Consider the following 18,828-nt stretch of genomic DNA (forward strand, 5'->3'; position numbering starts at 1 on the left):
GGATGCCGGGATGGATGCCTGCGAAGCGTCTGATCGGCGGCCTCGTACTTCGTTTTCGGCTTGCCGGTGGCGCTCGGTTTCGCCTCCGGCATTGGCGAATGACCGGCGGACACCGAAACTGTTGTAGGTGACCAGCCAGGGGCGCCCACAGTCAGGTGGAGGCCGCGCCGATCGGCGTACGGACCTGCTCTACCGTTCCGAGGCGCTGCGCGCCGCGGCGGAGGAGGCCAAGCTTCGTTCCGCGTCCCTGCGGCAGGAGTACCTGATCTTGATCGACGAGATCAAGGCCACGCTCGCACTCCACTGCAAGGGCCCCCTCCCCCTGAGTGCCGAGATCATGCCCGTGAAACGCGACTAGCAGGGGCGGTCGACGCCGCTGCTGGCGGCCCGGTAGTCGCGGGGGCTGAGGCCGTACGCGGCGCGGAAGGCACGGCTGAACGCGGCGGCGTCCGGGAAGCCCCAGCGGCAGGCGATCTCGCCGATCCGCTGGGTGGCCAGGAACGGGTCGGCCAGTTCGCGGCGGCAGCGCTCCAGCCTGCGCGTGCGCACGTAACGGGCGACCGTGGTGCCTCTGAGCTGGAACACCCGATAGAGCTGCCGCACGGACAGGTGATGTGCGGCGGCGATATCGGCGGGCGACAGCTGCGGGTCGTGGAGGCGGTCGTCGATCCAGCCCTCGATGACGCGCAGCAACTCCGGGTCGGCGGTCGTCGCGGGCGGCTCGCCGAGTCGTTCACCGATCGCGCCCGTGACCAGTTCCAGGAGCGCCTCCCCCAGGTGCCGGGCGTACGGTCCCTCGGCGGCGGCTCCGTCTGCGGCCAGACCTCTGAGCAGCGCGCTCACCAGCCGCCCGGTCCGCTCGTTCAGCAGCGTGCCGCCGAGCGCGGCGACCCGGTCCAGCGGCAGCTGCATCGTCTGGTGCGGGATCACCAGCGTCAGGACGCGATGCTCCTCGAAGGTGATCTCCAGCGGCCGGGTCAGGTCGTACAGCACCAGGTCGCCGACCCCGACCCTGGTCTGGCGGCCGTTCTGACCCAGCAGGCACCAGCCGCTGAGGACCAGCCCGAGCTTGACGCACTCGCGGGTGTCGCGCGCGATCTGCTGGGAGCTTCGCTCGACGCGGTGACCGGGCGCCCAGACCTGCCCGGCCTGGACGGGGCCGAGCGTGCGCGCGGTCAGGCGGGCCCGGAAGCCGTCGCGGTCGCGCGGCATGAGGTGCATCGGGCCGAACGCCGAGGAGATCAGGCGGCGCCAGTGGTCCGCCTGGGCGCTCGGGGGCAGGCCCGAGGTGACGGCGTGCATGGCCCTCCCGTCGCGGGGATACGGGACTGGACGCACTGACGGTCCTATCTGTCAGGACCCGGGTCAAGGAGCGAGAGATCACGACGATCGGGGCGACTTTTGTCATTCGGCGCCAACTCCGTGGCAGGCAGCGCCAAGACCTGGTCCGCACGGCCGGGTGACCATGGCGCGACGACTCCGGTTCCCCCCGACCGAGAGGAAGCCCCATGCTCGACGATGAGCAGAACGACGGCATCAGCCGGAAGAACTTCATCATGACGGTGGGACTGGGCGCCCTGGCCCTGCCCGCCGCCATGGGCGCCGCACGTGCGGACGCGAAGGAGGCACCGGCCCGGCCCCTCAAGCTCACTCCCCGCTGCGACGACGGGGACGACCCCACCCCGCCCCAGACCGAAGGGCCCTACTTCAAGCCCAACTCACCCCAGCGCACGTCCCTGCTCGAACCCGGAATGGTGGGCACGCGCCTCACGCTCACCGGCATCGTCTACACCCGTTCGTGCAACCCGGTGAACGCGGCGCTGCTGGACTTCTGGCAGTGCGACGCCTACGGCCGTTACGACAACTACGGCTACCGCCTGCGCGGCCACCAGTACAGCGACGCCACGGGCCGCTTCAGCCTGACGACGATCCGCCCCGGCCTCTACCCCGGCCGTACGCGCCACATCCACGTCAAGCTGCAGGCCCCGAACCAGCCCGTTCTCACCACCCAGCTCTACTTCCCGGGTGAGCCGCGCAACCAGACCGACCCCATCTTCGACCCCGACCTGGTCATGGCCGTGCAGAACGGCCCGACCGGACTGACCGCCACGTTCGACTTCATGCTCGACCTCCCCTGACCCGCCACACCGGGCCGGGGCGCCTCCACCGAGGCGCTCCGGCCTCGGTCGCGTTCAGAGGCGTTCGGTGACCTGGAAGCGTTCGGCCACCATCAGGGTGTCGTCGGTGACGCCGAAGGCCGGGTCGCCGAGGTGGTCACGCATCTCCGCGCTGTTCCAGAACGCCTCGTGCCCGACACGCCACTCGGCCACCGTCCGGTGGCCCTCGCCCTCGGAACGGGCGTGCTCCAGATCGACGTCCCCGATCCTGAGGGTGCGCACCTCGGCGGTCTCGATGATCGCCACGGGACGGCCGTCCGAGTCGATCACCACGGCGCGCCGCCCGACCATCGGAAGCGGCTCCCCGTCCCTCTCGTACTCCACCACCAGCGAGCTGGTCGTGGTCTTGGCGCCGGACAGGACGGCGGCGACGAGCCGGTCGCGGAGCGGGCCGGGGAACGCGAACTCGGCACGCGGCAGATCCTCGTGCGACACCTTGATCCTCGTTCGGTAGGGGCTTGATCAGGACCCCTCAGGCTAGCGGGCGGCACCGCCGCAGAGGGCGGCGTCCACGACGGGCTTGACCTGCGAACCAAGGAGCGGCAACGGGTTGTTGGCGATCACCGTCACGTGGCGGCCGTCGCGGGGCTGGAAGTCGCCGATGACGACCGCGTGGACGGCGTCGCGCATCGTGGCGTTGCATTCATCCTCCGGTGGTGTCGGGCGGCGCCTTCACGTAAAGGACTTTTGTCCGTTTGTTTAGAGCGCGAGATGGCGCAATCTGGAGGTGACACCCAAAGGCTCCCGGGAGGAGATCGGTATGCCTGGAGAGACCTACAAGATCGTTGTCGGGGTGGACGGGTCGGCCGCTTCGGCGGCGGCGCTCCGGTTCGCGGTCACCGAGGCCCGGCTGCGCCATTCGGAGGTCGTCGCGGTGCTGGCGTGGGTCCCGCTGTCGGCGACGCGCGCCCCCTACGCCCGGATCACCGCGATGCCCAGTCCCACCGAGGAGTACGAGGACGCGGCGGAACGCCTCTCCCATGTCGTGGACGACGTCTGCGGCCTCGCGCCGCCGGTCAAGGTGCGGCAGGTGCTCGTCCAGCAGCAGCCCGCGCAGGCCCTGCTGAACGAGGCCGAGAGCGCGGACCTGCTGGTCCTCGGCGGGCACCGTTCGGACTCACCGGAGGTCCACACCGCCGGCCCGGTCGCGCGCACGTGCCTGCGCCGCCAGCCGTGCCCGATCGTGATCGTCGCCGAGGACGGTCCCGCCCACGCGCACTCGTGACGCCTCAGGGCGTGGGTTGCAGCTCCTTGACGATGGCCCGCGCCCACGCGCGGATCTGGTCACGGTCGCGGTAGTCGCCGCCGCGCTCCTTGGCGAGGCGTGCCGCCACGAATCCCTTGGCGTCGGCGGTCAGGCGGCCGCCGAACGTGACGTGGTCCCGCGCGCCGACGCGTTCGACGATCTTGGCGATCGAACGCGTCGGCGGGACCTCGCCCTCCTGCGCCGAGCGGTCGAGCGGCCCGCTGCTGAAGGCCCACACGGGCAGGTGGACGAGCGCGGCGCGATGGCGGCGCGCGAACCGCCGTGCCTCCGGCACCCAGCGGCCCACATACACCGCACTGCCGATGACGACGGCGTCGTACCCCGCCAGGTCGCGGGCCTCGGCGGCCGGGCGCACGTCGACGACGACCCCGGGCGTCTCGCACAGCTCGGCGCCGATCCACTCGGCGATCTCGGCGGTCCCGCCGCGCTTGGAGCCGTGGGCGACGAGGATCCTGGTCATGACCGTTCCTCCCGTTCGGGATCGAGGGCCGCGCGGACGCCGTGGGCGATCTCCAGGTCCTCGCGCGCGGTGATGACGAAGGTGCGGACCGCGGCGCCGGCCCTGGTGATCTCGGTGTCGGTGCGCGCGGCCCGGTTGCGCTCGGGGTCAACGGTGACGCCGAGGAACGCCAGGTCGGCGGCGAGCCTGGCGCGGACGGCCGCGTCGTGCTCGCCGACGCCGCCGGTGAACGCGAGCGCGTCCAGGCCGCCCAGCGAGGCGGTCATGGCGGCGGCGCAGGCGCGCAGCCGGTGGTGGTAGACGTCGAGCGCGGCCAACGCGACGTCATCGCCCTGGTCCACGCGGGCCTGGATCTCGCGCATGTCCCCGGTGCCCGCCAGGCCGCGCAGGCCCGAACGGTGCTCCATAGCGTCGGCCACCTCGCCGCTCGGAACGCCGGTACGGATCAGCCACAGCGGGATGCCTGGATCGATGCTCCCGGCGCGCGTGCCCATGACCAGGCCTTCCAGCGGCGTGAAGCCCATCGTGGTGTCGATCGACCGGCCGTCGGCGATGGCCGCGAGCGAGGCGCCCGAGCCCAGATGGCAGACCACCAGCCGCAGTCCGATCGCGCCGGTGCCCAGCAGCTGAGCCGTACGGCGGGCGGCGTAGGCGTGCGACAGCCCATGGAATCCGTACCGCCGCAGGCCGTAGCGTTCGCGCCACTCGACGGGCAGCGCGTAGGTCGCGGCCGCCTCCGGGAGGGTCGCGTGGAATGCGGTGTCGAAGCACGCGACCGCCGGGACGTCGGGCAGCGCGCGCCGGACCTCGCCGATCGCGTACAGCGACAGCGGCTGGTGGAGCGGCGCCAGCTCGATCAGGTCGTACAGGCGCTTCACCACCTCCTCGTCGACCACGACCGGCGCGCGGAAGTCACGGCCGCCGTGCACGACCCGTACGCCGACGGCGTCGGGGACCGGCATCCGGTCGAGCGCCGCCTCGAACAGCTCGCCCTCGCGCGCCCCGGCGCCCGCCGCCAGGTCCACGCGGCGCAGCACCGTGTCGTCGTGGTCGAGCAGGCTCACCTTGAGGCTGCTCGACCCGGGGTTGACCGTGAGGACTCTCATCAGCGGGTGAGGACCATCGCTCGCATGTGCTTCTCCCTGGAATTCAGAAGTTCAGGATTCTTCGGTGAGCACCTGCTCGACGGGGCGGCGTACGGTCTCGAACTTGTCGCCGACCGTTCCCAGACGCAGGACCATCTGGGGGTGGTCTCCCGCGCAGAAGCGCGTCTGGATGAGTTCGCGTAGGCCAGGCACCTCAAGTGCCTGCGTGTGGAAGGCTGCCGCCACGTCCCCGTGCTGAGTCGCTCTCAGGAGGACGCGTTGCATGGCCTGCCCGGCCCGCAGCCAGTCCACGGGGCGGTCCTCCTTTGTGGACAGGGTGCACGCCACCCCGGCAACAGGTTCCTCCAGCCAGTCCAGAATCGACGGCTCGGTGCCCCAGCCGTGGCCACGGGCGAAGTCGCGTGCGGGGAAGTGCGGATCGGTGGGCGGGGCCTCGCGCGGGTAGGCGCTCTCCGGAACGCCCTCCTGACGTGTGCTCCCGGGCGAGGGTGCCCAGCGCGCGAGCTCGCCGGCATACGAGGGGCTGAGGTGGTGCATGTTCTCCGCGGCCACCGTGAGCGCCGCCACGGCGTTCCGGGAGTACTGGTCCTCAAGGACGCGAAGCATGGCGCCCTCACGCTGAGCCTCCTGCCGCAGCAAAGTCAACAGCGCGTCGCCGACCGGCTCCGGCTTGAACGCCCCGCGATGCGTGCGGCGCCTGCGGATCTGCTCGAACAGCCTGCTGTTGTCGTCCGACCTGCTCCGCGTCCGCGCTCCCAAGTACAGGTCGGCCAGCAGATGCGGACGGTCCGGATCGGGCAGCACCCGCACCTCCGGCTCGTAACCCAGATCCCGTACGGCCACCCGCAGCGTGAACAGCGCCGCGCCGCAGCTGATCAGCATCTCCCGGCCGTCCGGATCGGCCACGCCGAGCCGGCGGTCGCCGTCGGCGCGCAGACTGATCCGGTCGCCGCCGAACGAGAACAGCCACGGCTGGGTGTTGTGCACCGAGGGGGCCCACGTCGCGGCCTCGACGGCGGAACGCACCTCGCCCGCGCGCCGGTCGTTCGAGTCCTGGCCCTTCTCCACACCGATCGCCCCCTTCGCTATCCGGGTCACCAGTCCATCAACGCCCCAAGGACCGAAACAGGGCCGAAGGTCAGGGATCTTCGGGACCTCCCTCCCGCGTGTTTGGGGCATGCGATTGCCTGCGCCAGGGGCAAACCGATTCACATACAGGCCTGGTGGGTGCCGTTCCAGGCCGTTTCCGGTCGTGTACGGGGTGACCGCCGTCGGCCAGGGGGCTATATCCGGTTTCAGCCCCGATCTACCTTCCTGCCCGTCTCACCCCTCAGAGGCGAAGCACCCCTCAGAGGCCAAGCCCCTCGAACGGAGGTCTCGATGCGCACACGCAGAACCATCAGCCTGGCCGGAGCCGGGGTCCTCCTGCTGGGCGTGCTGAGCCTGCCGGCCTCCGGCGCGCACGCCCAGGCGTTCGGCTACGACAAGCTCACCGCCAACCAGAAGCGCCGCGTCTCGGGTGCGCTGGCCGAGGCGCTCGGACCGGCGGCGGGCGCGGGCGCGAAGAACGCGGTCGGCGGGGCACGGCGGACCAGGGCGCCGGACTGCGACGGGCGGCGCGGCGGCAACGTGAAGGTCAACCAGAACTGCCTCAACGTCACCGACCAGGCCCTCGCCGGGCGCGGGCAGTCACAGAACGAGACCTGGGTCGCGGTCAACCCGAACAACCCCAAGCAGATCGTCTCCAGCTACAACGACTACCGGCGCGGCGACGGCACGTGCGGGGTGTCCTACTCCTCCGACGGCGGCCGCAGCTGGACCGACACCACCACACCGAACGGATTCGTGAACGGCGCGGCGTTCGGCGGCAAGCCCCGGCAGTACTTCCAGGCCGGCGGCGACACCTCCGTCGCGTTCGACACGCGCGGGAACGCCTACCTGTCGTGCCAGGAGTTCAAGCGGGGCAACGCCGTCTCCCCCGACCCCGACCAGTCCAGCGCGTTCTACGTCTACCGCGCGACCGGCAACGGCGGCGCCTCGTTCAACTTCCCGGGCCGTCCCGTCGCCGAGCACGACGACACCGCGGGTGCCGGAACGTTCCTGCTCGACAAGCAGCTGATGACCGTCGACGACCACACCCGCAGCCCGTTCCGCGACCGCGTCTACGTCACCTGGACGACCTTCGCCGAGGACGGCACGGGCTACATCTACGGCGCCTACTCCAGCGACTACGGCGAGCACTTCAGCGCGCCGGTGCTGATCAGTTCCGACTCGGCACTGTGCGACCAGACGTACGGGATCCCGACCCCGCACGGGCGCTGCAACAACAACCAGTTCTCCCAGCCCGTCACGGCCGCCGACGGCACCCTGTACGTGGCGTGGGCGAACTACAACGTGGCGCAGACCGGCGACGACAACCGGTTCCAGATCTTCCTGGCCAGGTCCACCGACGGCGGGGCCACGTTCGCGGCTCCGGTCAAGGCCACCGGCTACTACGAGCTGCCCGACTGCGACACCTACCAGGGCGCGGGCAAGGACCCCGGGCGCGACTGCGTCCCCGAGAAGGGTTCGAGCACCAACTCGATCTTCCGCGCCACCAACTACCCGAACGTGACCGTCGACCCCTCCGACGCCAGGCACGTCGTGGTGACCGTCGGCTCGTACATCAACCGCGACTCCAACGAGGCCAAGGGCTGCACGCCCGCCGGGCTTCTTCCCCTCGGCGCGGGGCTCGGCAGCCTCTACACCGGGGTCAAGACGGGCGGCTGCAACAACGGCATCGTGCTGAGCACCTCGTCCGACGGCGGCGCCACGTTCACCGGGACGACGACGGACGTGCGGAAGCTGCCGACGATCGGCGACGGCGCGGCGCAGGCGCGGACCGACCAGTTCTGGCACGGAACGGTCTTCAGCCCGAAGGGCGCGCTGGTGACCACGTTCTATGACCGGCAGTACGGCACGAGCAACACGACCGGCTTCTCCGACATCACCGTCGTGACGTCCAAGGACCTGAGCCACTTCAAGAGCACGCGGGTGACGTCGTCCAGCATGCCGCCGCCCAGCCAGTTCAACGGGCAGTTCTACGGCGACTACATCATGCTCGACGCCACGGCCACGACCGCCTATCCGGTGTGGTCCGACACCCGGGCGGCCGCGCTCTTCCTGTGCCCGGGCACGGGAACGACCGGCAACCCGCCCGAGCTCTGCACGGCCCCGGCGTCCAACGCCGACCCGGCCAACGACCAGGACATCTACGCCGAGGGAGTGCCCATCAGGTGACGTGACGACTGGCCGCCCCGCCGGGATTCGGCGGGGCGGTTCTCAGCGGCTCTCAGCGGCTCTCGTCGGTTCTCGTCGGGTTTTCGTCGGGTTTTCGTCGGCTCGTCGTCAGCCGTTGGTGAGGGCCACCGAGGCTTCGGCGGTGTAGGCGAAGAACGTCAGCGTCTCGTAGAAGTAGAGCTGCACGGAGTCGGCGTCGTGGCTCAGGTAGCCGATGGAGAGGTCATCGCCGAGGTGCAGCTCGTAGTCGCCGCCGCGCGTCGACAGCACGAGCGCGCCCTCGATCGCCGGCGCCCACACGATCTCGCCGGTGATGAGCCGCGCGAGGTGCTCGTGGATGGGGTAGCCGTGGTCGGAGGTCTCGCTGACGGCGGTGTAGGCGGCGGCGCTCAGCAACACCGAGTACGGCCCGTTCACGCCCGCCAGGCGGAGCTCGGTGATCGCCTGGCTGACCGCGTCCGGGTAGTCCTTGGCGTCGGCGGGCAGCGCCACCGGCGCGTTGTCGGAGGTCGGGCGGATGCCGCCGATGCCCGCGGCGCCGTAGCCGTCGAAGATCATCCGGTCCTCGGCGAACGCGATCTGCTTGGCGGCGTCCTTGACAGGCTGCCAGTCCGAGTCCTTGGCGCCCCGTTCGACGTCGTCGACGGCCTGGCGGTCGACCGTGAACGGCACCCGCAGCTCGACGATCGACTGGGCCTGCCGCACCCACGCCGACACGCCGTCGGTCGGCGGGTCGATCCGCGCCAGGTGCCCGGTGCCGACGGCCGCCACCTCGGCGCCGCCCGGTCCCTCCAGGTCGACGACCCGGCGGCCCGCCACGTGCCGCTCGAAGGTCCGCTTGGCCTCGGACTCGATCTCGGCCCACGCGGCCGCGGAGATGGGCGCGAGTTCGCGGTGCAGGTTGTTCATGGGCGAATGCTCCGTTTCAGGCTGCCGATCCCGAGCGAACGATCGGCGGTGGTGGACGGCTCCTCGGCGGGCTGCGAGCTGGGCTCGTCGTCAGGTTCGGTGGCGGGTTCGGACGCAGGCTCGTTGGCTGGTTCGGGGACCGCGACGGCCGCGGCGCCCGGCGGGTCGGGCAGGTCGTCGAGGAAGTCGGCCGTCGGGCAGAAGAACATCGAGCCGGTGACCGCCGTGGAGAACTCCAGGATGCGATCGCTGTTGCCGGGCGGGTCGCCGATGAACATCCGCTCCAGCATCAGCTCGGTGACGGCCGGCGTGCCGCAGTACCCGATGAAGTACAGCCCGAACCGGCCGCTCTCGAACGAGCCGAACGGCATGTTGTAGCGGACGATCTGGCGCTCGGTGCCGTCGGGCTCCTCGATGGTGGTGAGGGCGACGTGCGAGTCCGACGGCTTCACGTCGTCGGGCAGTTCGATGTCCGAGAGCTTGGTCCGGCCCATGGCGTGCTCCTGTGCCTCGACGCTGAGCGCGTCCCAGCCGGCCATGTCGTGAATGTACTTCTGCACGTGAACGTAGCTGCCGCGGGTGAAGTCGGGGTCCTCGTCGCCGACGAACGCCGCGATCCGGGCGTCGCGCCCGGCGGGGTTCTCGGTGCCGTCCACGAAGCCGAGCAGGTCGCGTTCGTCGAAGAACTTGAAGCCCTGCACCTCGTCGGCCACCGTCACCGCGCCCGCCAGCCGCTCGTTGATGCGGTACGCGAGCTCGAAGCACAGGTCCATGCGCCGCGCGCGGATGTGGAACAGCAGGTCACCGGGCGTCGAGGGGGCGATCTGCGGACCGGCCAGCGCCTTGAACGGGTGCAGCTCGGCCGGGCGCGGACCGGAGAACAGCCGGTCCCAGGCCTCAGAGCCGATGCCGGCCACGCAGGCCAGGCCGTCCTCGGGGGCGCGGAAGCCCACCGAACGCCCCAGCGCGGCCAGGTCCGACAGCACGTCCCGTACCGCGTCCTCGCCGCCGGGCCGGATCGTCAGCACCAGGAAGATCGCCGCATGCGTGAGCGGGCTGAGCACCGGCTGCGGTTCGGGCTGCTCCTCGGGTCGCGGCTCCACCATAGTCGCCCCTGTCCATCGTGACCTGCTTGGTGACCTGCCCTGCGCGACTTCATGATCAGCTCAGCGCACGGCAAAGAAAGCCTGATGGGGCCACCGCCGTCCGTGATCGATCACGACAGCCATCGTGCCATGATTCCACCGCGCCGCCCTGGGGCCGGGCCGCCGTACCGACCGGAATCGGGGACGGTTACGGTGGGACCCGTGGGGACGGAGGTTGCCGAGATAACGGTCGAAGGCGGAGGTCTCGGGCCCGATGGGGTCGGCGAGGCGGTGGAACGGCTTCTCGACGCGCTCGAAGAGGTCGATCTGGACGGCTGGTATCCGGCGCTGGAGGTCTTCCGGCCCTGGTCGAAGCACAATCCGCGACTGGTCGGTGAGTTCGCCCGTCCGGCGGCCATCCGCTGGTATCTGCGGCGGGAGCTCAGCGCTCTGCTGGCCAAGGGGGCCGGCATCACCGTGCGGGCCTCGCGCCGCGTTCTCGACTTCAACGACCCGCAGTTCTTCGCGGCGCTGGACGAGGAACGCTTCGACGTACGTGCCAAGAAGCTGTTCCTGTTCGGCCCCGAGCGGATGGCGCTGTCGCTCGACCGGCTCTCCCACTACTGCGGTACGCCCGCGGAGTCGTTCCAGCGGTATGTGCTCTTCACCAACTACACGATGCACATCGAGGCGTTCCGTGAACGCTTCCCTGACGCCGAGGGCCCGGCCCGGGACGGCGTGCAGATGCCCGCCTGGCACCACCGGGCCGAGGACGGCGGCGGCGTCAGCATCGTCAACATCGGGGTGGGCCCGGCGAACGCCAAGACCGCCACCGACCACCTCGCGGTGATGCGCCCCGACACCATGCTGATGATCGGCCACTGCGGCGGGCTGCGGAACCACCAGAAGATCGGCGACTTCGTGCTGGCCACCGCGTACCTGCGCGCCGACCACGTGCTCGACGAGGTCCTGCCGACCACGGTCCCGGTGATCCCCACGCCGCGGCTCAACACGTTCCTGCTGCACGAGCTGGACGAGCGCAACGTCCACTACCGGCTCGGCACGGTCTACACGACCGACAACCGCAACTGGGAGCTCAACCAGCGGCAGCCGCTGGCGACGATGCGGGCCGCGCGCTGCGTGGCGGTCGACATGGAGTCGGCCACGATCGCGGCGAACGGCTTCCGTTACCGCATCCCGAATGCCACCCTGCTGTGCGTCTCCGACAAGCCGCTGCACGCCGAGCCCAAGCTGTCGGGTGAGGCCGCCGTGTTCTACCAGAACAGCAAGCGCCAGCACCTCGACATCGCCCTGAGCTGCCTGGACCGCGTCCGGCGCGAGCACCCCGGCGGCCTGCCCAACCAGGACCTCAGGGCCACCGACGAGCCCCTGCTCAGCAGCGAACCCGACCCCCGCCGCCACTCCTGACAGTCCGCGACCCCGCGCGCGGGCACGTGGGGGCGTGCCACCCGCGCGCGGGGCCAGGTCCAGGGTCAGCCGGGGATCGTCCAGCGTTGGGCGTTAGTCGAGTTACAGGTGTAGATCTGCAGCTGGGTTCCGTCGGTGGTGCTGCTGTTCGGGTCGTCCAGGCACTTGCCCGAGTTGGGGTTGGTCAGGGACTGGGTGGAGGCGTTGTAGGTCCACTTCTGGGCTCCGGTGCCGTTGCACTCCCAGAGCTGGACCTTGGTGCCGTTGGCGGTGCCGCTGCTCGCGACGTCCATGCACTTGCCGAGCGCGGACAGGGTGTCGTTCGAGCCGACCGTCCATGTCTGCGCGCCGGTGCCGTTGCAGGTGTAGAGCTGAACGTGGGTGCCGTTGGCGCTGCCGCTGTTCGCGACGTCGATGCATTTGCCGGGGATGGCGGAGGTGATCGGGCCGGTGTGGGTCGGGGGTGGTGGGGTGACGGTGCCGGGGTAGGAGGGCGGCGCCGAGGACGCGGCCGTTCCCCAGGAGGTGTTGGCTGTCGTGCCGAGGGTGAGGTTGAGGGTGCCGCCGTCCAGGGCCGCCGAGGGCGGCAGGTAGGCGTTGTTCCAGTTGGCGCCGTTCCAGGTGGCGCTCTGGACGTACGGGGCGTTGGTCGCGGCGTTCGGCGCGTTCACGATCAGGTGCTTGCCGGTGCTGAGCGTGATGTCGACCTGCGTGAACATCGAGCTGCCGAGCGCGAGGTCGGAGGTGCCGGGCGTCTCGGGGAAGAAGCCCATCGCCGACCACACGTACCAGGCGCTCATCGTGCCGAGGTCGTCGTTGCCGACGCCCCAACCGGTCGGCGAGTCGGGCCACAGCTGGTTCTGCACGGTCCGCACGATCTGCTGGGTCTTCCACGGCTGCCCGACGTAGTCGTACTCGTAGGGCAGCTCGATGCTCGGCTCGTTCCCCAGGTCGGCGTGGTCGCCGCCGCTGCCGGTGAAGTTGCCGAGCACGTGGTCGAGGTAGGCGGCCATCGCCGAGTTGCCGCCCTTGGCGTCGGCGAGCCCGCGCACGTTGAACGGGACCATGCCGGTGTACTGCCAGGACGTTCCCTCGACGAAGTCGTTCCCGCTCGTCGGGTCGAAGCCCGACTTCCACGCGCCGCTGCCGAGCCTGGGCTGCATGTAGCCGCTCGCGCTGTTGAAGGTGTTGCGCCAGCCCTGCGCGCGGTTGATGAACTTGGTGGCGTTCGTCGAGTCGCCGAGCTGCTGGGCGAACGCGCCGACCGCGAAGTCGGCGGTGTTGTACTCCAGTTGGGTGGAGACGGCGCCGTAGAAGTTGCAGCAGCCGTACGACCCGTCGCTCGGCAGGTAGCCGGGACTGTCGAGATAGTTGAGGCCCGGCCGGTTGTTATTGGCGGTCGTCGCCTCGTGGATCATCGCGTTCTTGGCCGCGGTGGTGTCGAACGAGCGGCCGCCGAACGCGTACAGGTTGGCGATGATCGGGTCGGACGGGTCGCCGACCATCACGTACGACTCGCCGTTCGCCTGCGCCCACTTGGGCAGGCGCCCGGACGCCGAGTAGACGTCGACCATCGACTGGGCGATGTCGCTGGCCTGGGAGGGCGCGATCATCCCGAGCAGTTGTGCCTGGCTGCGGTAGATGTCCCAGCCCGAATAGTTGGCGTAGTGGGCGTGGCCGGACGGGAGCGTGTGCACGTTGCCGTCGAAGCCCGCGTACTGGCCGTTCACGTCGCTGAAGACGTTCGGATGCAGCAGCGCGTGGTAGAGCGAGGAGTAGAAGACGTGCTGCTGCGCCGCGGTGCCGCCGGACGTCTGGATCCGGCCGAGCAGGTTGTTCCACGCGTTGTGGGCGTTGGACTTCACGGTGTCGAACGTGAAGCCGGGCACCTCGGCGTCGCGGTTGGCCTGGGCGTTGGCGTCGGAGACGAACGAGACCCCGATGCGCGCCTGGACTGTCTGGTTACTGCGGGTGTCGAAGGTCAGGTAGCCGCCGTTCGGGTCGGCCAGGGCGGCGCGCGGCGCGGCCTTCGGTGACGCCTTGGTCGCCGTCGTACCGTGCAGCCTCGGCTGGTTGACCTTGTCGGGGGTGCCCGGCGCGACGTGCGGGGTCGCGGCCGCCGCCTTCGACGACGCCGACGTCCTGGTGGCGCCCTTGCTGACGGTCGAGCTCAGCCAGGTGCCGTTGGTGAACGGGTGGTCGAACGTCACGGCGAAGTGCAGCGTGTAGGTGTTGCCGGCGCCGCAGAAGTGGCCGCTGGTCACTGACCCGACGACCTCGGTGTTCGACACGACCCGCCAGCTGTTGGCGTAGTCGCCGTTCTGGCTGCCGGTCAGCTTGAACAGCAGGTTGGCCTGGTTGGTGGCGGGGAACGTGAAGCGCCCGATCCCCGCGCGAGTGGTCGTGGTGAGCTCGGTCTTCACCCCGTTGCTGAGGCCGACCGAATAGTAGCCGGGCGTGGCCGACTCGTTGGAGTGCGAGTACCCGGAGGAGGCCGAGCCCGGGCTGCTGATCGCGCCCGTCGTCGGCATGATCGGCACGTCGCCGTACGCCCCGCAGCCGGGGCCGGCGATGTGCGTCAGCGAGAAACCGGTGATGGTCGTGCTGTTGTAGCTGTAGCCCCCGCCTTGCGCGCGGGAGGCGGTGTCGGGGCTCCACTGGAGCATCCCGAACGGCACGTCGGCGCCGGGGAAGTCGTTCCCGCCGTTCGAGGTGCCGTGGAAGGTGTTGACGAGTGAGGCGGGATCGGCCACCGCAGCGGCGGCGGCCTGAGATGGATTGACGGGGAGCAACGTGGCGAACGCCGCCAGCGCCGCAACGGCGAGGTGAGGGGAGAGTCGCACGGTCGTCCGTCCCTTCGCGGGGGTGGGCGGGAACGGTATGACAACGTTGTCATCGGCAGCTGCTAGACGCAGTGATATGCCTGCTTTGATCTCCTGTCAACGCGCCTGACGAAATCCGGCCAAGGCGGTCATGGACGCGTCGTGGATCCGTCGCGGGCCCGTTGACATCCCCGCCGCAGGTATCTACGTTCCCGACGAACGATCGACCAGCCTCCTGCCCCCTCCCCCGCATCAGGAGCGGTTCATGTCCGAAAAGGCAATTCCTGAGTCGGCGAATCTCCCCACCCGGCGGGCGGTGCTCGGCGGAATGGCGGCGGGCGTCGTGGCCACGTTCGCCGGCGGCTCCTCCGCCTCCGCCTGCACCTCGGCAGTGCCCTACGCGGCGCCGCAGACCCGCGTCCGTATGGACCTCAACACCGGCTGGCGGTTCATCAGGCAGGACGTCTCCGGTGCGCAGGCGACCGGTTTCGACGACTCCGGCTGGTCGTCGGTCAACACGCCCCACACCTGGAACGCGGTCGACGGCGCGGACGGCGGCGGCAACTACTACCGCGGGGTCGGCTGGTATCGCCGCCACTACACGGTGCCCGCCGACCTGAACGGCAAGATGCTCTTCCTTCAGTTCGCCGGCGCGAATCAGGTCACCGACGTGTGGGTGAACGGAACTCATCTGGGCCAGCACAAAGGCGGATACTCGCGCTTCAGATTCAACGCCACCGCTTCCTTGCACGTCGGCGGCGACAATGTCATCGCGGTCAAGGTGACCAATGCCAACGACCCCGATATCGCTCCACTGGACGCGGACTACACGTTCGACGGAGGCATTTACCGCAACGTCAGTCTGTGGGCCGTCGACAAGCTCCAGGTGCAGATGCTCGACTACGCCGGTCCCGGCATCTATCTGCGCCAGAGCAACGTCACCTCGTCCTCGGCGACGGTCACCGTCACGACGAAGCTCTGGAACAACAACACCGCCGCCACATCGGTGGCCGTCCGTACCGTCATCACCGACGCGGCCGGAGCCGTGGTCGCCGACAAACAAAGCGCCGCGCAATCGGTGGCAGCGGCCACCGGTGTCCAGGTCGCGCAGACGCTCACCATCGCCGACCCGCACCTGTGGAACGGTCTCAAGAACCCCTATCTCTACAACGCGACCGTGGAGATCCACGACGCTTCGGCGAACACCGTCACGGACACGGTGACCGAACGCCTGGGCCTGCGCGGCATCGCCGTAGACCCCGCCACCGGCTTCCACCTGAACGGCGCGGCCCTCGGCCTGCACGGCGTCAACCTGCATCAGGACCGTGCCGTCAAGGGCTGGGCGGTCAACGACGCCGACCACACGCAGGACTTCGACCTCATCACCGAGATCGGCGCCACCACCATTCGGATGGCGCACTATCAGCACGACCAGAAGGACTATGACCTGGCCGACGAACGCGGCCTCGTCGTCTGGGCGGAAATCCCTCTGGTCAACCATGTCACCAACTCGGCGGCGTTCACCGCCTCCAGCCAGAACCAGCTCCGCGAGCTGATCCGGCAGAACTACAACCACCCCTCGATCGCGTTCTGGGGAATCGGCAACGAGCAGCGCAACGACGACACCGCCACCAACACGCTCCTGACGTCCCTCGCCTCGATCGTCGCGTCCGAAGACCCCGACCGCATTTCCACCTACGCGTCCAACCTCGGCGACAACGCCCAAGTGGGCCGCCATTCCCAAGTCACCGGCTGGAACAAGTACTACGGCTGGTACGGCGGCTCCAAGGACGGCGACCTGTCGACCTGGGCCGACAACCTCCACACGTCCGACCCGAGCCGCAAAATCGCGGTCTCCGAATACGGCGCCGGAGCCAACACCGCGCAGCACGCGCTCAACCCGCCCGCTCCCAGCGCCGGCGGCCCATGGCATCCGGAGGAGTACCAATCGCTCTTCCATGAGGCCGCGTGGAAACAGCTCGCTCCGCGCCCCTATGTCTGGGGAACGTTCGTCTGGAACATGTTCGACTTCGCCGTCGACTCCCGTAACGAAGGCAGCCAGCCGGGCCTCAATGACAAGGGCCTGGTGACCCGCGACCGCAAAACGCGCAAGGACGCGTTCTACTGGTACAAGGCCAACTGGTCGCCCGCCCCGACCCTTTACATCACCAGCCGCCGCTGGACCCAGCGCACGACCGCCGCGACCGAGTTGAAGGTCTACTCCAACGCCGCCCAGGTCACCGCCACTCTCAACGGCACCTGGGCACTCAGACCAGCGCCGACCACATCTTCACATGGTCCAACGTGACCCTCAAGCCCGGCGACAACAAGGTGACGGTGACGGCCACCATCAATGGCACCGCTCAGACCGACACCGTCACCTGGACCCTCGCTTAGCGGAACGCCGGATCGGCCAGCGCTCGAACACCGGCGTCGGGAGCGTAGGCCGCCAAGGCTGTGATGAGGGATCGAATGGTGCCGCGGACTTCGGCGCTGAGCGCCGCGTTGCGAACGACGTCCAGCTCGTTGGCGATGCTGAGCAGCGCGAAGTCGCTGAGGTCGGTGTCGGCCAAGGGGCTTGTCTCGCCGGTAAAGCGGTCAGTGAGGGGCAGCGGCGTCTCACCCAGGTGGGCGTACGTCTTGTCCCGGTGGCACGCGTCGTAGAGGTAGACCTGCTCCTCCGCGTCGTCGCCGATCGCCGTACGGAGGCGGGCTCGCTGGTCGAGCGGCAGCAGGGCCTGCGGGAAGCCGTCGGTGCCGTACGTGGCGTGGCAGAGCGCGGTCAGGCGCAGGCCGCGGCTTCCGCCCCAGTCGGCGACGAGTCCGCTCACCCGCTTGAGGTGCTCGAAGAGGTTGCCGCCGGGGTGGTCGATCTGCGGCGCGCCCAGCTCGCGCAGGAGCGCGAGGGCGGGCCAGTCGTGAGTGCCGGTGAGGGCTTCGGCCAGGGCTACGGGTTGGTCGCGTGCCACCAGGTGACCGGCGTTGGGAATGCGGGTCATCGTGGCGTGCGGGACCAGGGCCAGCAGGTGATCGACGTCGTCGGGGGTGACGGGAGACCCGTCGCCACCGTGGATGAAGTGGAGGGGCAGGTCGGTCTGAGCCAGCTCTTCGGTGACCTGGCAGAGCCGTGGGACCTCGCCGAGGATGTCGTCGACGAGTTCGGTGTGGACGTCGAGCAGATCGCGGGCGGCGAGGAAGCGGCGGGCGCGGCCGGGATCGATCCCGGGGACGACGTCCACCAGCACCAGGCCCGCGACCCTGGCTCGTACGGCGGGGTCCGCCAGCGCGGTGAGGGCCGCCAGGCCGCCCAGGGAGGCGCCGACGACCACGCACCCCGGTGGTTCGGCTTCGAGCATGGCGGCCACGTCGTCCCCGTAAGACGCGAGCGTCCTGCGGGACCCCTCGCTCTCGCCGTGGCCGCGCTGGTCGTAGGCGACGCACCGGAATCCGGCGTCCACCAGAACCTCGACGACCGGCTTCCACACGCGACGGCGTTCACCGCCGGCGTGCAGCAGCAGGACCGTCGGCCCCGTACCGGTCTCTTCCCCTCGCAGCACCGCGTCAGGACGATCGATGCGCCGCGTCTGAGGGATGGTCGAGTTGTGCATACCCGCCTCCTCTACCTTGTGGCATCAAGGTAAGACGGTAGGACGGCTACCTTGATGAGTCAAGGTAGGATCGGCAGATGAGTTCACGGGTGCGCAGGCCGCCGGAGCAGGCGCGGCGCCTCATCCTGGACGCCGCCGAAGAGCTGCTGACCGAGGGCGGTGTGGCCGCCGTGCAGGTACGGGCCATCGCCGCGCGCGTCGGCATGACCGACGCGGGAGTCAACCACCACTTCGGGAGCCGCGACGGGCTGCTGGCCGCGCTGCTGCGCCACGGCGGCCACAAGATCCGGGATGGCGTTCAGGAGGTGTTGGACTCCTGGCTCGCACGCGGCGTCGATCTCGGCGAACTGGTCGAGGGTCTCGCGGCGTTCTACCGGCAGGGGTACGGCGAGCTGGCAGTGGCGCTCCACGCCGCAGGTTGGCGGGACGAGGGATCGGGGCTGCTCGATCCCGTCGTCGATGCGCTTCATGCCTTGCGGCGCGACGCAGATATCGCGGACATCACGGACACGCGGCTCGCCGTGGCCGCGCTGCACCAGGCCCTTGCCACCGAGCCCCTCTACGGGTCGGCGTTCCGGCGCAGCGCGGGGCTCACCGGCCGGGCGGCGTCCGCGCCCGGCCCTCAGCTCCGCTGGTGGACCGCCCATCTCGCCCGCTCGCTGGGGCTCGACTAGATCAGACGGCGGC

Annotated in this window: 17 protein-coding genes; 7 read left to right on the forward strand and 10 right to left on the reverse strand. The window is 69.8% G+C overall.

Annotated elements, in window-relative coordinates:
- The first annotated feature begins 127 nt into the window (after window positions 1-127).
- Complete coding sequence (locus J4573_RS02960) at window positions 128-358, forward strand: hypothetical protein (RefSeq protein WP_208253607.1); 231 nt, start codon at window positions 128-130, stop codon at window positions 356-358.
- On the opposite strand, the gene J4573_RS02965 is transcribed toward J4573_RS02960, so the two are convergent.
- Window positions 355-1,302, reverse strand: a complete 948-nt coding sequence (locus J4573_RS02965) for an AraC-like ligand-binding domain-containing protein (RefSeq protein WP_208253608.1) — start codon at window positions 1,300-1,302, stop codon at window positions 355-357. The two genes, J4573_RS02960 and J4573_RS02965, sit on opposite strands and share 4 nt — an antisense overlap.
- Window positions 1,303-1,508: 206 nt before the next feature.
- On the opposite strand from J4573_RS02965, the gene J4573_RS02970 reads away from it, so the two are divergent.
- Entirely contained in the window at window positions 1,509-2,138 is a 630-nt protein-coding gene (locus J4573_RS02970; protein WP_208253609.1) for a dioxygenase family protein, read from the forward strand.
- Window positions 2,139-2,192: 54 nt separating this feature from the next.
- Here J4573_RS02970 and J4573_RS02975 read toward each other — a convergent pair whose 3' ends face one another.
- Window positions 2,193-2,612 (reverse strand): ASCH domain-containing protein, encoded by a 420-nt coding sequence (locus J4573_RS02975; RefSeq protein ID WP_208253610.1) that lies wholly within the window; start codon window positions 2,610-2,612, stop codon window positions 2,193-2,195.
- A gap of 42 nt (window positions 2,613-2,654) precedes the next feature.
- Entirely contained in the window at window positions 2,655-2,807 is a 153-nt protein-coding gene (locus J4573_RS02980) for a hypothetical protein (protein WP_208253611.1), read from the reverse strand.
- Window positions 2,808-2,937: 130 nt separating this feature from the next.
- Between J4573_RS02980 and J4573_RS02985 the strand changes: the two genes are divergently transcribed.
- Entirely contained in the window at window positions 2,938-3,402 is a 465-nt protein-coding gene (locus J4573_RS02985; RefSeq protein WP_208253612.1) for a universal stress protein, read from the forward strand.
- Window positions 3,403-3,406: 4 nt separating this feature from the next.
- Here the strand turns inward: J4573_RS02985 and J4573_RS02990 are convergent, their stop codons facing one another.
- Genes J4573_RS02990 through J4573_RS03000 form a run of 3 tightly spaced genes read right to left on the reverse strand, consistent with a single transcriptional unit; the run spans window position 3,407 to window position 6,108 of the window.
- On the reverse strand, window positions 3,407-3,904 hold the full coding sequence (locus tag J4573_RS02990; RefSeq protein WP_208253613.1) for a flavodoxin domain-containing protein: 498 nt from the start codon (window positions 3,902-3,904) through the stop codon (window positions 3,407-3,409).
- Entirely contained in the window at window positions 3,901-5,010 is a 1,110-nt protein-coding gene (locus J4573_RS02995; RefSeq protein ID WP_208253614.1) for an acetate/propionate family kinase, read from the reverse strand. Before J4573_RS02995 ends, J4573_RS02990 begins: the two co-directional genes overlap by 4 nt.
- A 51-nt stretch (window positions 5,011-5,061) precedes the next feature.
- The gene (locus J4573_RS03000) at window positions 5,062-6,108 is read right to left on the reverse strand and encodes an Acg family FMN-binding oxidoreductase (protein ID WP_243772310.1); all 1,047 of its coding nucleotides are present in this window, start codon (window positions 6,106-6,108) and stop codon (window positions 5,062-5,064) included.
- A 282-nt stretch (window positions 6,109-6,390) separates the two neighbouring features.
- Here J4573_RS03000 and J4573_RS03005 point away from each other — a divergent pair, with 282 nt between their 5' ends.
- Window positions 6,391-8,289: a sialidase family protein gene (locus tag J4573_RS03005; RefSeq protein ID WP_208253615.1), complete on the forward strand. Its 1,899-nt coding sequence runs from the start codon at window positions 6,391-6,393 to the stop codon at window positions 8,287-8,289.
- A 108-nt stretch (window positions 8,290-8,397) separates the two neighbouring features.
- On the opposite strand, the gene J4573_RS03010 is transcribed toward J4573_RS03005, so the two are convergent.
- Together J4573_RS03010 and J4573_RS03015 are read right to left on the reverse strand one after the other, a co-directional pair.
- Window positions 8,398-9,198 (reverse strand): family 1 encapsulin nanocompartment shell protein, encoded by an 801-nt coding sequence (locus J4573_RS03010; protein ID WP_208253616.1) that lies wholly within the window; start codon window positions 9,196-9,198, stop codon window positions 8,398-8,400.
- The gene (locus J4573_RS03015; protein WP_208253617.1) at window positions 9,195-10,304 is read right to left on the reverse strand and encodes a Dyp-type peroxidase; all 1,110 of its coding nucleotides are present in this window, start codon (window positions 10,302-10,304) and stop codon (window positions 9,195-9,197) included. The genes J4573_RS03010 and J4573_RS03015 overlap by 4 nt, the downstream gene beginning before the upstream one ends.
- Before the next feature lie 201 nt (window positions 10,305-10,505).
- Here J4573_RS03015 and J4573_RS55920 point away from each other — a divergent pair, with 201 nt between their 5' ends.
- Entirely contained in the window at window positions 10,506-11,711 is a 1,206-nt protein-coding gene (locus J4573_RS55920) for a phosphorylase family protein (protein ID WP_208253618.1), read from the forward strand.
- 65 nt (window positions 11,712-11,776) lie between these two features.
- On the opposite strand, the gene J4573_RS03025 is transcribed toward J4573_RS55920, so the two are convergent.
- The gene (locus tag J4573_RS03025) at window positions 11,777-14,554 is read right to left on the reverse strand and encodes a lectin (RefSeq protein ID WP_208253619.1); all 2,778 of its coding nucleotides are present in this window, start codon (window positions 14,552-14,554) and stop codon (window positions 11,777-11,779) included.
- 244 nt (window positions 14,555-14,798) lie between these two features.
- Here J4573_RS03025 and J4573_RS03030 point away from each other — a divergent pair, with 244 nt between their 5' ends.
- Window positions 14,799-16,841: a glycoside hydrolase family 2 protein gene (locus J4573_RS03030; RefSeq protein WP_208253620.1), complete on the forward strand. Its 2,043-nt coding sequence runs from the start codon at window positions 14,799-14,801 to the stop codon at window positions 16,839-16,841.
- An 85-nt stretch (window positions 16,842-16,926) separates the two neighbouring features.
- On the opposite strand, the gene J4573_RS03035 is transcribed toward J4573_RS03030, so the two are convergent.
- Window positions 16,927-18,141, reverse strand: coding sequence for an alpha/beta fold hydrolase (locus J4573_RS03035; protein WP_208253621.1), 1,215 nt, complete (start codon window positions 18,139-18,141; stop codon window positions 16,927-16,929).
- A 77-nt stretch (window positions 18,142-18,218) separates the two neighbouring features.
- Here J4573_RS03035 and J4573_RS03040 point away from each other — a divergent pair, with 77 nt between their 5' ends.
- Window positions 18,219-18,815 carry a TetR/AcrR family transcriptional regulator gene (locus J4573_RS03040; protein ID WP_208253622.1) on the forward strand — a complete coding sequence of 199 codons (597 nt, stop codon included), beginning with the start codon at window positions 18,219-18,221 and terminating at the stop codon, window positions 18,813-18,815.
- Window positions 18,816-18,828 lie beyond the last annotated feature (13 nt).

The organism is Actinomadura barringtoniae (genome assembly GCF_017573505.1).
Taxonomy (GTDB): Bacteria; Actinomycetota; Actinomycetes; order Streptosporangiales; family Streptosporangiaceae; genus Spirillospora; species Spirillospora barringtoniae.

Excerpts from the sequence above, each read along its gene's own strand:
- J4573_RS02965 (WP_208253608.1), bottom strand. The coding sequence starts at position 1,302 with ATGCACGCCGTCACCTCGGGCCTGCCCCCGAGCGCCCAGGCGGACCAC.
- J4573_RS02970 (WP_208253609.1), top strand. The coding sequence starts at position 1,509 with ATGCTCGACGATGAGCAGAACGACGGCATCAGCCGGAAGAACTTCATC.
- J4573_RS02980 (WP_208253611.1), bottom strand. The coding sequence starts at position 2,807 with ATGCGCGACGCCGTCCACGCGGTCGTCATCGGCGACTTCCAGCCCCGC.
- J4573_RS02985 (WP_208253612.1), top strand. The coding sequence starts at position 2,938 with ATGCCTGGAGAGACCTACAAGATCGTTGTCGGGGTGGACGGGTCGGCC.
- J4573_RS02990 (WP_208253613.1), bottom strand. The coding sequence starts at position 3,904 with ATGACCAGGATCCTCGTCGCCCACGGCTCCAAGCGCGGCGGGACCGCC.
- J4573_RS02995 (WP_208253614.1), bottom strand. The coding sequence starts at position 5,010 with ATGAGAGTCCTCACGGTCAACCCCGGGTCGAGCAGCCTCAAGGTGAGC.
- J4573_RS03005 (WP_208253615.1), top strand. The coding sequence starts at position 6,391 with ATGCGCACACGCAGAACCATCAGCCTGGCCGGAGCCGGGGTCCTCCTG.
- J4573_RS03010 (WP_208253616.1), bottom strand. The coding sequence starts at position 9,198 with ATGAACAACCTGCACCGCGAACTCGCGCCCATCTCCGCGGCCGCGTGG.
- J4573_RS03015 (WP_208253617.1), bottom strand. The coding sequence starts at position 10,304 with ATGGTGGAGCCGCGACCCGAGGAGCAGCCCGAACCGCAGCCGGTGCTC.
- J4573_RS03030 (WP_208253620.1), top strand. The coding sequence starts at position 14,799 with ATGTCCGAAAAGGCAATTCCTGAGTCGGCGAATCTCCCCACCCGGCGG.
- J4573_RS03035 (WP_208253621.1), bottom strand. The coding sequence starts at position 18,141 with ATGCACAACTCGACCATCCCTCAGACGCGGCGCATCGATCGTCCTGAC.
- J4573_RS03040 (WP_208253622.1), top strand. The coding sequence starts at position 18,219 with ATGAGTTCACGGGTGCGCAGGCCGCCGGAGCAGGCGCGGCGCCTCATC.